Here is a 14,166-nt window from a genome sequence, read left to right on the forward strand (position 1 = left end):
TCAGCGCGGGGCGGCGAGCAGTCGGCCGCCGAACAGGCCGCGCAGGGTGTTCGCTGCGGCGAGCAGCCAGGCGACGAGCAGGCCGACGAAGAGGGCCGCGGCGAGCCAGGAGAACGCGGTCAGGCCGGTGTGGCGGGCCAGTCCGGCGGCGCCGGTGACGCAGGTCCCGACGGGGAAGGTCAGCGCCCACCAGGTCATCGAGAAGGGCATCCCGGCGCGGGCGGCGCGCACCAGCATCGCCGCCGCGAGGGCCAGCCACAGCAGGGCGAACCCCATGACGGGGACGCCGTAGACGACCGCGAAGGCACCGAACGCCCCGGCGTACGGGCCCTGGACGGCGCCCGGAGCCACGTCGGCGAGCTGGTTGACGGCGGTGACGGACTGGCCGAGGGGCCCCAGGACCAGGAACAGGGTGGGGGTCAGCGCCAGAGGCAGCGGGCCACTGACGATCAGCCGGCCGAGGATCAGGGGGAGCAGCGTCAGGGTCGCCAGCAGGCTGACGCCGAACATGGCGTAGCAGGCGAGCAGCATCGCCTCGCGGGGCTGGCCCGCGGGCAGGTGGGGTATGAGCAGCGGGCCCACGGCGGCGGAGACCATGGGCGCGACCACGGGCAGCAGCCAGACGGGGGTGGCCCGCGACGCCCGGACCTCGTGGCGGACCACCATCAGGTAGGGCACGACCACGGCCATGACCAGGGCGATCACGGTCCCGGTGGAGAACAGCACGACGTCGACGGCGAGGGCGGCGCGCTCCCCGATCAGGTCCTTGCCGACGATCACGGTGCCCGCGCCGACGGCCAGCAGGGCCATCGAGAGGCAGCCGTAGAAGGGCGCGACGGCCGGGTCGAGCAGATGGGCCCGGGCCTGATCGCGGTGGTGGAGCCAGTGCCCGGCGCGGGCGACGAGCAGGACGAGCAGGGCGACGGCGGACAGCGCCCACATCGCCTGGCAGGCCGTGCGCTGGCCGGGCAGCTGGTACGGGAGGGACGCGCCGGCGTTGGCGATGATGGCCGTACCCATGACGCAGGCGTACCAGTTGGGGCCGAGGTGCCGCAGCGCCGGGGCCTTGTGGGCCCGGGTCCGGGTCCGGGCCGCGGTCGTGGCGCGGGTGGCGTCGGCGGTGGTGCTGGTGGCGCGGGTCGGCGCGAGGGTGGTGGCCATGGCTCCAGCCTGGTCCCGTGGGCCGGGGGTGGGCAGAGGTCGCATCCCTATGAGGCCATAAACTGATGTTATGGGTAACGACGAGTGGGTTCCGCTGGCGCACCGCGTGCCGGATCTCGGCGCGCTGGAACTGCTGCTCGAGGTCGCCCGCGTCGGCAGCCTGAGCGGCGCGGCGCGGCGGATGGGCATCACCCAGCCCGCCGCGAGCAGCCGGATCCGGGCGATGGAGACCCGGCTGGGCGTGGCGCTCGTCGACCGCTCCCCGCGCGGGTCGACCCTCACGGCCGAGGGCGCGCTGGTCACGGACTGGGCCCGGCGCGTCGTGGAGGCGGCCGAGGCGCTCGACGCGGGCGCGCAGGCGCTACGGGGCCGTCGCGACTCGCGGCTGCGGGTGGCGGCCAGCATGACCATCGCGGAGTACCTGCTGCCCGGGTGGCTGATCGCCCTGCGCGGGGATCGGCCCGGCACGGCGGTGTCCCTGCACGCGGGGAACTCGGCGGACGTCGCCACGCGGGTCCTGGCGCACGACGCGGACCTCGGCTTCGTGGAGGGGCTGTCCGTGCCGGAGGGGCTGGACTCGGCGGTCATCGCGCAGGACCGGCTCGTCGTCGCGGTGGCGCCCTCGCACCCCTGGGCGCGGCGCACCCGGGCGGTGGCGGCGGCCGAGCTGGCGCAGACCCCGCTGATCCTGCGCGAGCGGGGCTCGGGCACCCGGCAGGTGCTCGACGCGGCGCTGGCGGGGTGCGGGGGGCTGGCGGAGCCCCTGTTGGAGCTGGCGTCCACCACGGCCGTGAAGGCGGCGGCCGTGAGCGGCGCCGGGCCGTGCGTGCTGTCGGAGCTCGCGCTGGGGGACGAGCTGGCCGGGCGCCGGCTGGTGGCCGTCCCCGTCGCCGGCGCCGACCTGGCCCGGGCCCTGCGCGCGGTGTGGCCCACCGGCAACCGCCCGGCGGGCCCGGCCCGCGACCTGCTGTCCCTGACCCGGGGACGCCCGTAGGGCGGGGCCGTGGCCGGGCGGGCCGACCGGGTGGATCGCGTGGGCGGGGTCCGGGATCCGGTCGGCGGCCTTCCGGCCGTCCGGCTCCGGCCTTGCGGCCGTTCGGCCGGCGCTCCGGGGTTACCGGGTCGTGGCGCCGGTGAGGGTGCGTGGGGGTCCGTACGGGGAGCGGGTGCCGGCCGCTTCGATCAGGGCCGCCATCACGCGGGTGTCCTTGTCGCGTTCCGGGTGCCACTGGACGCCGACCACCCACGGCGCCGGGTCGGGGAGTTCGATCGCCTCCACCGTGCCGTCCAGGGCGTAGGCCGAGACGACCAGGTCCCGGCCCAGCCGGTCCACCGCCTGGTGGTGGTAGGTGGGCACCTCGGCCTCCTCCGGGACGAGCGCCGCGTACCGGGTGCCGGCGACCGGGCGTACGGGATGCCAACCGGCGATCCCCGGGGTGTGGGCGTGGCCGTCGATGTGTTGGACCAGGGTCCCGCCCAGGACCACGTTCAGCGCCTGCATGCCCCGGCAGATGCCCAGCACCGGCGTGCCGGAGTCCAGTGCCGCCGCCAACAGCGCCAGCTCCCACGCGTCGCGGACCGTCGCCGGGGCGCCGGTGCGCGGGTCGCGCTCGGCCCCGTAGTGGAGGGGGTCCACATCGGGTCCGCCCGCGACGACCAGGCCGTCCACCCGCTCCAGCACCTCCGCCGCCCGCCCCGGTTCGTCCGGCGGCAGCAGCACGGCCGCGCCGCCCGCCGCCTGGACGAGCGCGTGGTAGTCGGCGGGGACGAGGGACGTGGGGAGGTCCCACACGCCGTAGCGGGTGGACTCCTCCACGTACGTGGTGATGCCGATGAGCGGCCTGGGCACGGGCTTACCTCCGGTGGTGGTGCCGAACGGTGGGGCTCAGTAGGGGGACGGACGGGGTGGAGCGGGAGCCGTCGGGGCCCAGGATTTCAGTCCCGGGTCAACTCCGCCTCGGCTTCCGCCAGCGCGGCGAACTCCTCCTCGGGCGCCGAAGCGACCAGCCGGCGCCGGCTGTAGAAGGCGAAGTAGGCGAGGGCGACGGCGTAGACGCCGAGCGCGATGAACGCCGCGTCCTTGTCCACCAGGAAGGTGGCGACCAGCGCCGACAGGGCCAGCACGAACGCGACGGACGAGGTCAGCACGCCGCCCGGGGTCCGGTACGGGCGCTCCAGGCCCGGTTCCCGGCGTCGCAGCACGATGTGCGAGAGGGCCATCAGGGCGTACGAGATCGTCGCGCCGAACACCGCGATGTTCAGCATCCGGGCGCCGTTGCCGGTGGCCGCCGCGAGGGCGAACCCGATCGCGCCCGGAATCACCAGACCGAGGTACGGGGCCTTGCGCTTCGAGGTGAGCGACAGGAAGCGCGGCAGGTACCCGGCCCGGGAGAGCGCGAACAACTGGCGCGAACCGGCGTAGATGAGGGAGAAGAACGAGGCGACCAGGCCCGCCAGCCCCGCGTAGTTGACGAACCGGCTCAGCGCGGTCGGCCCCCCGTCCCCTTCCAGCGCCACGACGAGCGGGTTGCCGGCGGTCCGCACGGCGTCGGCGCCCTGCGCGCCGGTGGCCGCGAAGAAGGTGATCACGGCGAGCAGGGCGAGGATGCCCATGGAGATGGCGAGCGCCTTCGGCATCGAGCGGACCGGATCCTTGGCCTCCTCGGCGGCCAGCGGCACGCCCTCGACACCGAGGAAGAACCACATGCCGAACGGGAAGGCGGCCCAGATGCCGAGGACACCGAACGGCAGCCACGAACTCGAGCCGAACGCGCTCGTGTCCACCGCGATGTCGTCGAGCGAGGACGCGTCGAACTCGGTGAGCGCGCCGACGGCGAAGATCAGCAGCGCGGCCACGGCAATGGCGGTGACGACGAGGCTGAAGCGCAGCGCCTCGCCCACGCCCCACAGGTGGACGCCGATGAAGACGACGAAGCAACCCAGGTAGACCGGCCAACTGGAGGTCAGCCCGAAGAGGCCCAGTGATTCGACGTAGTCGCCGATGAAGATGACGATGGCCGCCGGGGCCAGGATGTACTCGATCAGGATGGCCGTGCCGGTCAGGAAACCGCCCCAGGGACCCAGCGCCCGCCGGGCGAAGCCGTAGCCGCCGCCCGCCGTCGGCAGGATCGTGGACAGCTCGGCGAGGGAGAACACCAGGCAGGCGTACATGACGCCCATCAGCACGGTGGCGATGGCCAGGCCGCCGAAGCCGCCCTTGTCGAGGCCCACGTTCCAGCCGGAGAAGTCCCCGGAGACCACGTAGGCGACGCCCAGTCCGGTCAGCAGCAGCCAACCGGCGCTGCCGCGCCGCAGGGTACGCCGTTGCAGGTACTCGGCGTCCGCGCCGCCGGGGGAGCCGCCGCCGGGGGAGCCCGACCCGGCTGGTGTCTTGACGGGCACGGGTGCGATGTCGTCGGCCATGTGCGCTCCTGCCTAGGGCAATGGTTGTGAGGCGTACCTTTGCGTCAGGTGGGTGGAGCGCGCAAGACCCGTGCGTTAAACAGGGGTTACGAAAACCTCCCGGTCGCTCTTGGTCACCCCTGCTCACTCCGGGTCACGGCGCCTCACGCGAGGAACCCGCGCAGCAGGGCCGCCGTGCCGCAGCAGTGCTCGCGCATCGTCTCGCGCGCCCCGTCGGCGTCGCCCTCCAGAACCGCCTCGACCAGGGCCGAGTGCTGCTGCTGCGAGTGCTCCAGGTTGCGCACCAGCAGCGGTATGCAGTCCAGCAGGTCGTTCACGCTCGCGCGGACGGCCGCGTACTGGGCCGTCAGTGTGGCGGAGCCGGCCAGCTCGCACAGGGTCAGGTGGAAGAGGGTGTCCTGGCGGCGGTAGTCGGTGAGCGGGGCGTCGTGGGTGGCGGCCAAGGCGCGCAGCAGCCGCTCGGAGCCCTCCTCGGTCAGGCCCTGCGAGGCGCACAGCCCGGCCGCGCCGACCTCCAGCACCTCGCGGAAGCGCAGCGCGTCCTCGATGTCCACCCCGGCGACCCGTCGCCGCAACTCCTCCTCGGCGCCGCCCGCCGGGGTGTCGGGCCGGGCCAGGACGAAGGTTCCGCCGTACCGGCCGCGCCGCGCCTCGACCAGGCCCTGGTCCTGGAGCACCTTCAGGACCTCGCGCAGGGTGACCCGGCTGATGCCCATCCGCTCCGCCAGTTCCCGCTCCGGCGGGAGCCGTTCGCCGCCCGGTACCAGCCCCAGCCGGACCACCTGGAGGATCTGCTCCAGCGCCTCCTCGAAACCGTTGCCCGCCCGGACCTGCCGCAGCACCGGATTCAGCCGTGCGATCGAGCCACCCTCGCTCGCCGTGTCGGTCATCTCGGCTCCTCCCCTTCCCAAGCAATGGTTCTATTCAATACCTTAGGCCTCCTCGGCTCACCGAAGGAGAGATTCCAGTGGTAGACCGCAAGCCGCCGCTCGCGCCCGAGGAGCTCCGCGCCCTCGTCGCCAGCGGTGAGATCGACACCGTCGTCCTGGCCTTCCCCGACATGCAGGGTCGCCTCCAGGGCAAGCGGTTCGCCGCACAGTTCTTCCTCGACGAGGTCCTCGCCCACGGCACCGAGGGCTGCAACTACCTCCTCGCCGTCGACACCGACATGAACACCGTCGACGGCTACGAGATGTCCTCCTGGGACCGGGGCTACGGCGACTTCGCCATGCACCCCGACCTCGACACGCTGCGCCGGATCCCCTGGAACCCCGGCAGCGCCTTCGTCCTCGCCGACCTCGCCTGGAGCGACGGCACGCCCGTCGTCGCCGCGCCCCGGCAGATCCTGCGCCACCAGTTGGAGCGGCTCGGCGAACTGGGCTACACCGCGATGGTCGGCACCGAGCTGGAGTTCATGGTCTTCCAGGACACCTACGAACAGGCCTGGAACGCCAACTACCGCGGCCTGACCCCCGCCAACCAGTACAACATCGACTACTCCGTCCTCGGAACCGGCCGCGTCGAGCCCCTGCTGCGCCGCATCCGCAACGAGATGCAGGCCGCCGGACTCGTCGTCGAGTCCGCCAAGGGCGAGTGCAACCTCGGCCAGCACGAGATCGCCTTCCGCTACGACGAGGCGCTCACCACCTGCGACCAGCACGCCGTCTACAAGACCGGCGCGAAGGAGATCGCCGCCCAGGAGGGCGTCTCGCTCACCTTCATGGCCAAGTACGACGAGCGCGAGGGCAACTCCTGCCATATCCACCTCTCCCTGGCCGACGCCGACGGACACAACGCGATGGCCGGTGACGGGGAAGGCGCCGAACGCGGGATGTCACCCGTGATGCGGCACTTCCTGGCCGGCCAGCTGGCCGCGCTGCGCGACTTCTCCCTTCTCTACGCCCCGAACATCAACTCGTACAAGCGTTTCCGCCCGGGATCCTTCGCGCCGACCGCCGTCGCCTGGGGCGTGGACAACCGGACCTGCGCCCTGCGGGTGGTCGGTCACGGCCGCTCCATGCGCTTCGAGAACCGCCTCCCCGGCGGCGACGTCAACCCCTACCTCGCCGTCGCGGGCCTGGTCGCGGCCGGGCTCTACGGCATCGAGAACCGCCTGGAGCTCCCCGAGTCCTGTCCGGGCAACGCCTACACCGCCGACTACGCGCACGTCCCCGCGACCCTGCGGGAGGCGGCGGAACTCTGGGAGAACAGCGAGATCGCCAAGGCCGCCTTCGGACCGGAAGTCGTCGCCCACTACCGGAACATGGCCCGCGTCGAACTCGACGCCTACGACTCCGCCGTCACCGACTGGGAACTGCGCCGCTCCTTCGAACGCCTGTAACCGGCCGCGGCGCGCACCGCACACAGCGCACACAGCGCACACCCAGGCACCGCACACCGCACCGCCCGCCCCGAAGAACCTGAGAGGCACCACGTGTCCGAAGTGCTGGCCCCTGTCCAGTTGACAGTGCTGAACCCGGCCACCGAGGAAGTCGTCGCCACCGTCCCGACCGCCACACGGGACGACGTCGACGCCGCCGTCGTACGAGCCGCCGCCGCCCAGCGCGGCTGGGCCGCCGCCGCGCCCGCGGACCGGGCCCGACTCCTGCGCCGCTTCGCCGCGGTCGTCGACGCGCACGTCGAGGAACTCGCCCTCCTGGAGGTCCGCGAGGCGGGCCACACCATCGGCAACGCCCGCTGGGAAGCGGGCAACGTACGCGACCTGCTCGACTTCGCCGCCGGTGGCGTCGAGCGCCTCTCCGGCCGACAGATCCCGGTCGCCGGCGGCATCGACGTCACCTTCCTCGAACCCCTCGGCGTCATCGGCGTGATCGCCCCCTGGAACTTCCCCATGCCGATCGCCGCCTGGGGCCTGGCCCCCGCGCTGGCCGCGGGCAACGCCGTCATCCTCAAGCCCGCCGAGACCACCCCGCTCACCGCCCTGCGCCTGGCCGAACTCGCCCTCGAAGCCGGGATCCCCGAGCACCTCTTCCAGGTGCTCCCCGGCCACGGGGCCGTCACCGGCGACGCGCTCGTCGAACACCCCGGCGTCGCGAAGATCGTCTTCACCGGCTCCACCGGGGTCGGCAAGCGGATCATGTCCAAGTGCGCCGACCGGGTGAAACGGGTCACCCTCGAACTCGGCGGCAAGAGCCCCAACATCGTCTTCGCCGACGCCGACCTCGAAGCCGCCGCTGCCGCCGCCCCCATGGCCTTCCTCGACAACACCGGCCAGGACTGCTGCGCCCGCACCCGGATCCTCGTCCAGCGCTCCGTGTACGACCGGTTCCTCGCGCTCGTCACCCCCGGCATCGAATCGGTCGTCGTCGGCGACCCGCTCGACGAGAAGACGCAGATGGGCCCGCTCATCTCCCGTGCCCAACTCGACCGCGTCCGCTCGTACGTCACCGACGACCTCACCACCGTCCGCGGCGCCGCCCCCGAGGGCCCCGGCTTCTGGTACCCGCCCACCCTCGTCACCGACGCCGCCCCCACCGCGCCCGTCGCCGTCGAGGAGGTCTTCGGGCCGGTGGCCGTCGTCCTGCCCTTCGAGGACGAGGAGGAGGCCGTACGCCTGGCCAACGCGACCGAGTACGGCCTCTCCGGCTCCCTGTGGACCCGCGACATCGGGCGCGCCCTGCGCGTCTCGCGCGCCGTCGCCGCGGGCAACCTCTCCGTCAACTCGCACAGCAGCGTCCGCTACTGGACGCCCTTCGGCGGCTACAAACAATCCGGACTCGGTCGCGAACTCGGCCCGGACGCCCTCACCGCCTTCACCGAAACCAAGAACGTCTTCATCAGCACGGAGGCCTGACACCATGACCAGCCAGACCAACGAAGAGATCGTCTGCCGCCGCCTGGTCGGCCGCACCGCCGTCATCACCGGGGCCGGCAGCGGCATCGGCCTGGCCACCGCCCGCCGCCTCGCCTCCGAAGGCGCCAACGTCGTCTGCGCCGACATCGACCCGGTCGCCGGCAAGGCCGCCGCCGAAGAGGTCGGCGGCACCTTCGTCCAGGTCGACGTCACCGACAAGGAACAGGTCGACGCCCTCTTCAAGACGGCCCACGACACCTACGGCTCCGTCGACATCGCCTTCAACAACGCGGGCATCTCGCCCCCGGACGACGACTCCATCCTCACCACCGAGCTCGACGCCTGGCGCCGCGTCCAGGACGTCAACCTCACCTCCGTCTACCTCTGCTGCAAGGCCGCCCTGCCCTACATGCAGGCCCAGGGCCGCGGCTCCATCATCAACACCGCCTCCTTCGTGGCCATCATGGGCGCCGCCACCTCCCAGATCTCCTACACCGCCTCCAAGGGCGGCGTCCTCGCCATGACCCGTGAACTCGGCGTCCAGTTCGCCCGCGAGGGCATCCGCGTCAACGCCCTGTGCCCCGGACCGGTCAACACCCCGTTGCTCCAAGAACTGTTCGCCAAGGACCCCGAGCGCGCCGCCCGCCGCCTCGTGCACATCCCGCTCGGCCGGTTCGCCGAACCCACCGAGATCGCCGCCGCCGTGGCCTTCCTCGCCAGCGACGACTCCTCCTTCGTCAACGCCACCGACTTCCTCGTCGACGGCGGCATCGCCGGCGCGTACGTCACCCCCCTGTAGCCGGCCCGGACGCCGCGCACGTCCACCCGTACCGCACCCCTCCCGTCAGCCGGGCGTCGCACGACGCCCGGCTGACGCGTTCCCGGGCCCCCGGCCCCGTCCCCCCGTTCCCGACGACCCTCGGCCGACCTTCGGAAGACCTTCACCGGAATCAGGAGCGTCCACCCAGTGACCCGAACCGGTACCACCCGGCGCCTGCGGGCCTGCCTCGCCGCCGTCATCGCCGTCAGCGGCCTGCTCGCCGCCGGACCCGCCGCCCACGCGGCCCGCCCCGCCGCGCACTGCGTCACCCCGAAGCTCGCGGGAGACTGGTACGGGGACAACCGCGCCCGCCTCCAGGAACTCATCGACCGCCACGGCGACTGCGACCCGTACCGCCCCGGCCGCACCAAGCCCGTCGCCGTCTTCGACTGGGACAACACCGTCGTCAAGAACGACGTCGGCGACGCCACCATGTTCTGGCTGCTGCGCAACGGGAAGATCCGCCAGCCCGCCCGCGGCGACTGGTCCACCACCAGCCGCCACCTCACCCCCGCCGCCGCCCGCGCCCTCGCCGACGCCTGCGGCAGCCTCGCCCGACCCGGCAGCCCCCTGCCCACCGGCACCGCCCGCGGCGCGGCCTGCGCCGACGAGGTCAGGGCCGTCTACGGCACCGCCGCGACCCGCGCCGGCGACGCCGCCTTCGCCGGCTGGGACCGGCGCACCACCGAACCCGCCTACGCCTGGCTGCCCCAGCTCATGCAGGGCTGGACCGCCCGACAGGTACGCGGCTTCGCGGCCGCCGCCCGCACCGAGAACCTCGCCGCCCCCATCGGCGCCGAACAGCGGGTCGGCACCGGCACGGCCACCGGCTGGGTCCGCTACTACGAGCAGCAGAAGGACCTCATCGGCACGCTCCGCCGGGCCGGCTTCGACGTCTGGATCAGCTCGGCCTCCCCGCAACCCGTCGTCGAGGTCTGGGCGCGGGGCGTCGGCATACCGGCCGACCACGTCATCGGCATCCGCAACACCACCACCCGCGACGGCCGGCTCACCGGGCACCTCCAGGGCTGCGGATCCGTACGCGACGGAGCCGACACGATGATCACCTACATCGACGGCAAGCGCTGCTGGCTCAACCAGGAGGTCCTGGGGATCCGCGGTCCGGCCGCCGAACAGGTCCAACCGGCCTCCCGCCGCCAGGTCTTCGCCGCCGGCGACTCCGACACCGACATCTCCTTCCTGCGCGACGCGACCGCCCTGCGCCTGGTGGTCAACCGCAACAAGAACGAGATCATGTGCCGGGCCTACGACAACAGCGACGGCAAGTGGATCGTGAACCCGATGTTCATCGAACCCAAGCCCCGCAGGAGCAGCCCCTACCCCTGCTCCACGACCGGCTGGACCGGCCACGACGGGACCCCCGGCCCCGTCCGGCGGAGCGACGCGAGCGTCATCCCCGACCAGGCGGACACGGTCTTCCGGCCCTGACCGGCCGTCGCCCCGCGCGCTACAGGAAGGTGCGGCCCTCGCCCCGGTACGTCGGGGCGGTGGTCGTCACCCGGTCGCCCTCGACCAGGTGCAGGGCGTCGAACCGCTCGCACAGTTCACCGGCCTTCGCGTGTCGGAACCACACCCGGTCCCCGATCAACAGATCGTCCGCCGGACTCCCCAACAGCGGCGTCTGCACCTCGCCGGCCCCCTCCTGCGGGTCGTAGCGCAACCCTTCCGGCAGGTACGGCACGGGCAGCCGGTCCGCACCGGGCGCACCCGAGGCCGGGTAGCCCCCGCCGAGCACCGTCACCACGCCCACCCCGGGCCTGCGCACCACCGGCTGCGCGAACAGGGCCGCGGGCCGGCCGCGGAACGAGGTGTAGTTGTCGAAGAGTCGCGGTACGTAGAGCCCCGAACCGGCGGCGATCTCCGTCACCGCGTCCTCGGCGGCCGTCTGCTGCACGCTGCCGGTGCCCCCGCCGTTGACGAACTCCAGGTCCGGCACCACCGCGCGGACCGCCCGCACCGCCTCGGCCCGCCGGGCCGCCAGCTCCTTGCGGGCCGCGCCCTGCATCAGCCGGATCATCCGGGAGCGCACCGGCCGCCCGACCAGCGCGTCCCCCACGCCGGCGACGTGCCCCTCGTAGCCCATCAACCCCACCACCCGGAACCCCGGACGCGCCGCCACCGTCCGCGCCAGGGCGGCCAGTTGCTCCGGCTCCCGCAGTGGCGAACGCCGCGCCCCGACCCGTACCCGGCCGCCGAGCAGGTGCAGCGCGGTGTCCAGCTCCAGGCAGACGCGGACCTCCTGCGTCCCGCCGTCCCGCGCCCGGTCGATCAGCTCCAGCTGCGCCGGATCGTCGACCATCACCGTCACGGCCTCGGCCAGCTTCGGGTCCCCGGCGAGCTCCGCGAAGGCCGCCCGGTCCGCGGAGGGGTAGGCGAGCAGCACGTCCTCGAAGCCCGACCGGGCCAACCACAGCGACTCGGCGAGCGTGTACGACATGATCCCGGCGAACCCGGGCCGTGCCAGTACCCGTTCGAGCAGGGCCCGACACCGTACGGACTTGCTGGCGACCCGGACCGGCTTGCCGCCGGCCCGGCGCACGAGATCGTCGGCGTTGGCGTCGAACGCGTCGAGGTCCACGATGGCCAGCGGCGCTTCGAGGTGCGCGGTCGCCCGGTCGTACCGGGCCCGGTCGGAAGTCATGCCCGGCAGCTTGCCAGATGCCCCTACCAGTGGGTAGGCCCCGGAGCGGGCCGCCCCGACCACCCCGACGCACGGGCGGCCCCGCGCCTTCGGACACACGGCATCGGACGACGCGCGCCCGTCCGGCAGGGAAGCGGAAGGGGGAGGCCCGGCGCCGGTCACGGGCCACGAGGGGCCCACGGCCCCCGCCCCCGCCGGGGCGCGGGCCCCATAGAGTACGGGCAGGCAGCCGTACGGAACGGGGGGCGGAGCCGCCGGATGACCACGTCGACACCACGGACGGCTTACCTCGGCGAGCCCGATCCCCCCGCGCCCACCGAGTGGCCCGCACCCGAGGGCCGCCCGCCCCGCCGCGCCGGCCGCACCGTCGCCGCCGTCCTGAGCGCCCTCCTCGGCGCGGGCCTGCTGGCCGGGGCCGCCGCCACCGCCTGGAGCGAACACCGCGACGCGCGGCGCCCGTTGCCGCCGGACGCCGCCTACCGGCAGGCCGCCTCGCTCTGGCGCTCCGTACCCGTGGACAGCCTGCTGCCGCCGCGGGTGGACGGGGCCGGGACCGGCCCCGGCGGGGCCGACCGCGCCTGGACCCGGACCGCGCTCGCGCCCGACGCGGACTGCGCCGCCGCCCTCCCCGCCGACTGGCAGGCCGCGCTCACCACCACCGGCTGCACCCGCGTGCTCCGCGCCACCTACACCGACTCCACCCGCAGCTCCCTGGTCACCGTCGGCCTGGTCTTCACCCCCGCCGACTCCGTCACCATGGACGGGCTCCGCGGCCGACTGCCCGCCCCGCCCGCCCACGGGTACGCCGACACCCGCCGGGCCGCCTGGAGCACCGTCGTCGTCTCAGGGGCCCCGGTCCTCGTCTACACCGTCTCGGCCTTCGCCGACGGCCGCGCCATGGACGCACCCGTCCCCGCCGAGGAGGCGGCCCACCCGAGCGCCACCGGAGTCGTCACCGAATCGGGCCTCGGCCACGACGCCAAGTCCCTCGCCGCCCGCTTCGAACGCACCCTGTCCACCCTCGCCGCCCCGCCCACCCCCTCGGCGCCCCCGTCGACGGAGCCCACCCGATGACCGCCCCCCGCCCCGCCGCCGGAGCCCCCCGCAAAATGCCCGTGCGGGCCGTCGGGGCCCTGGCCCTGGCCGCCCTGCTCTCGTTCACCGCCGCGCACCCCGTCAACGCCGACACCATCCGCGACCGGCAGTGGGGGCTGCTGGCCCTGCGGGCCGAGGAGGCCTGGGGCACCACGCAGGGCGACGGGGTCACCGTCGCCGTCCTCGACACCGGCGTCGACGCCACCCACCCCGACCTCACCGGACAGGTCCTGGACGGCAGCGACCTCGTCGGCATGGGCGCCGGCCGCGGCGACCGCTCCTGGGCCCGCCACGGCACCGCGATGGCGAGCATCATCGCGGGCCGCGGCCACGGCCCCCACCGCGGCCAGGGCGTCCTCGGCGTCGCCCCCCGGGCGAAGATCCTCCCGGTCCGGGTGATCCTGGAGGAGGGCGACCCCGGCCGCGACGAGGCCCGCGACGCCAAGTCCGGCGCCCTCGCCGAAGGCATCCGCTGGGCGGCCGACCACGGCGCCGACGTCATCAACCTGTCGCTCGGCGACGACAGCGACTCCGCCCACCACGAGGCCGCCGAGGACGAGGCCGTCCAGTACGCCCTCGGCAAGGGCGTTGTCGTCGTCGCCTCCGCGGGCAACGGCGGCGAACGCGGCGACCGCACCTCCTACCCCGCCGCCTACCCCGGGGTGATCGCCGTCGCGGCCGTCGACCGGCAGGGCCGCAAGGCCCCCTTCTCCACCCAGCACTGGTACGCCACCGTCAGCGCCCCGGGCGTCGACGTCGTCATCGCCGACCCCGACCGCTCCTACTACGAGGGCTGGGGCACCAGCGCCGCCGCCGCCTTCGTGTCCGGCGCCGTCGCCCTCGTCAAGGCCGCCCACCCGGACCTGTCCCCGGCGCAGGTCAAGAAACTGCTGGAGGACACCGCCGCCGACGGCCCGGCCGGTGGCCGCGACGACGCCCGCGGCCACGGCACCGTCGACTCCGTCGCCGCCCTGCAGGCGGCCGGCGCGCTGCGCCCCGAGGCGCCCGTGCCGTCCCCCGTCCCGGCCGCCGGCCGGTACTTCGGGCCCGGACCCGAACCGGTCCGCCCCGCCGAGCGCCCCGCCCGGCTCGGCGCGACGGCCGCGGCCGTCGCGGGGCTCGCGCTGCTCGCGGTGGCGGGCGTGCTGGCCCGGCGTCCGCGCGCGGCGCGCCGGGATAGGCTCGGGTAAT

The 14,166-nt window shown here is 74.1% G+C and carries 12 protein-coding genes; 7 read left to right on the forward strand and 5 right to left on the reverse strand.

All coding sequences use genetic code 11. From position 1 onward, the window contains the following. A complete protein-coding gene (locus tag ACFY0I_RS22475; protein ID WP_388898592.1) occupies positions 1–1,161 on the reverse strand; it encodes a TDT family transporter in 1,161 nt (386 codons plus the stop codon). Positions 1,162–1,231: 70 nt separating this feature from the next. Between ACFY0I_RS22475 and ACFY0I_RS22480 the strand changes: the two genes are divergently transcribed. Further along, a complete protein-coding gene (locus tag ACFY0I_RS22480; RefSeq protein WP_388898594.1) occupies positions 1,232–2,155 on the forward strand; it encodes a LysR family transcriptional regulator in 924 nt (307 codons plus the stop codon). A 120-nt stretch (positions 2,156–2,275) separates the two neighbouring features. On the opposite strand, the gene ACFY0I_RS22485 is transcribed toward ACFY0I_RS22480, so the two are convergent. From ACFY0I_RS22485 to ACFY0I_RS22495, 3 genes are all read right to left on the reverse strand, one after another. After that, positions 2,276–3,010, reverse strand: coding sequence for a gamma-glutamyl-gamma-aminobutyrate hydrolase family protein (locus ACFY0I_RS22485; protein WP_388898597.1), 735 nt, complete (start codon positions 3,008–3,010; stop codon positions 2,276–2,278). Between the two features lie 86 nt (positions 3,011–3,096). Continuing rightward, a complete protein-coding gene (gene eat / locus ACFY0I_RS22490; protein WP_388898600.1) occupies positions 3,097–4,584 on the reverse strand; it encodes an ethanolamine permease in 1,488 nt (495 codons plus the stop codon). Positions 4,585–4,727: 143 nt separating this feature from the next. After that, positions 4,728–5,474, reverse strand: coding sequence for a FadR/GntR family transcriptional regulator (locus ACFY0I_RS22495; RefSeq protein WP_388898602.1), 747 nt, complete (start codon positions 5,472–5,474; stop codon positions 4,728–4,730). A 77-nt stretch (positions 5,475–5,551) separates the two neighbouring features. Here ACFY0I_RS22495 and ACFY0I_RS22500 point away from each other — a divergent pair, with 77 nt between their 5' ends. The 4 genes from ACFY0I_RS22500 to ACFY0I_RS22515 all read left to right on the forward strand — a co-directional run bounded on the left by ACFY0I_RS22500 (position 5,552) and on the right by ACFY0I_RS22515 (position 10,667). Beyond that, entirely contained in the window at positions 5,552–6,925 is a 1,374-nt protein-coding gene (locus ACFY0I_RS22500) for a glutamine synthetase family protein (RefSeq protein ID WP_388898604.1), read from the forward strand. Between the two features lie 93 nt (positions 6,926–7,018). Then, the gene (locus ACFY0I_RS22505) at positions 7,019–8,398 is read left to right on the forward strand and encodes an aldehyde dehydrogenase family protein (RefSeq protein ID WP_388898607.1); all 1,380 of its coding nucleotides are present in this window, start codon (positions 7,019–7,021) and stop codon (positions 8,396–8,398) included. Positions 8,399–8,402: 4 nt separating this feature from the next. Continuing rightward, positions 8,403–9,197: a 3-oxoacyl-ACP reductase gene (locus ACFY0I_RS22510; RefSeq protein ID WP_388898610.1), complete on the forward strand. Its 795-nt coding sequence runs from the start codon at positions 8,403–8,405 to the stop codon at positions 9,195–9,197. A 168-nt stretch (positions 9,198–9,365) separates the two neighbouring features. Then, entirely contained in the window at positions 9,366–10,667 is a 1,302-nt protein-coding gene (locus tag ACFY0I_RS22515) for an HAD family hydrolase (RefSeq protein ID WP_388898613.1), read from the forward strand. A 19-nt stretch (positions 10,668–10,686) separates the two neighbouring features. Here ACFY0I_RS22515 and ACFY0I_RS22520 read toward each other — a convergent pair whose 3' ends face one another. Continuing rightward, positions 10,687–11,880 carry an amino acid deaminase/aldolase gene (locus ACFY0I_RS22520; protein WP_388898615.1) on the reverse strand — a complete coding sequence of 398 codons (1,194 nt, stop codon included), beginning with the start codon at positions 11,878–11,880 and terminating at the stop codon, positions 10,687–10,689. 258 nt (positions 11,881–12,138) lie between these two features. Between ACFY0I_RS22520 and ACFY0I_RS22525 the strand changes: the two genes are divergently transcribed. Together ACFY0I_RS22525 and mycP are read left to right on the forward strand one after the other, a co-directional pair. Then, positions 12,139–12,954 carry a hypothetical protein gene (locus ACFY0I_RS22525; protein WP_388898618.1) on the forward strand — a complete coding sequence of 272 codons (816 nt, stop codon included), beginning with the start codon at positions 12,139–12,141 and terminating at the stop codon, positions 12,952–12,954. Beyond that, positions 12,951–14,165 carry a type VII secretion-associated serine protease mycosin gene (gene mycP / locus ACFY0I_RS22530; protein WP_388898621.1) on the forward strand — a complete coding sequence of 405 codons (1,215 nt, stop codon included), beginning with the start codon at positions 12,951–12,953 and terminating at the stop codon, positions 14,163–14,165. The genes ACFY0I_RS22525 and mycP overlap by 4 nt, the downstream gene beginning before the upstream one ends. The last annotated feature ends 1 nt before the right edge of the window (position 14,166 follow it).

This window comes from Streptomyces sp. NPDC001568 (genome assembly GCF_042893755.1).
Classification (GTDB): Bacteria; Actinomycetota; Actinomycetes; order Streptomycetales; family Streptomycetaceae; genus Streptomyces.

Bases quoted from the DNA above. Each gene is read 5' to 3' on its own strand.
- ACFY0I_RS22475 (WP_388898592.1), bottom strand. From the start codon at position 1,161: ATGGCCACCACCCTCGCGCCGACCCGCGCCACCAGCACCACCGCCGAC.
- ACFY0I_RS22480 (WP_388898594.1), top strand. From the start codon at position 1,232: ATGGGTAACGACGAGTGGGTTCCGCTGGCGCACCGCGTGCCGGATCTC.
- eat (WP_388898600.1), bottom strand. From the start codon at position 4,584: ATGGCCGACGACATCGCACCCGTGCCCGTCAAGACACCAGCCGGGTCG.
- ACFY0I_RS22495 (WP_388898602.1), bottom strand. From the start codon at position 5,474: ATGACCGACACGGCGAGCGAGGGTGGCTCGATCGCACGGCTGAATCCG.
- ACFY0I_RS22510 (WP_388898610.1), top strand. From the start codon at position 8,403: ATGACCAGCCAGACCAACGAAGAGATCGTCTGCCGCCGCCTGGTCGGC.
- ACFY0I_RS22520 (WP_388898615.1), bottom strand. From the start codon at position 11,880: ATGACTTCCGACCGGGCCCGGTACGACCGGGCGACCGCGCACCTCGAA.
- ACFY0I_RS22525 (WP_388898618.1), top strand. From the start codon at position 12,139: ATGACCACGTCGACACCACGGACGGCTTACCTCGGCGAGCCCGATCCC.
- mycP (WP_388898621.1), top strand. From the start codon at position 12,951: ATGACCGCCCCCCGCCCCGCCGCCGGAGCCCCCCGCAAAATGCCCGTG.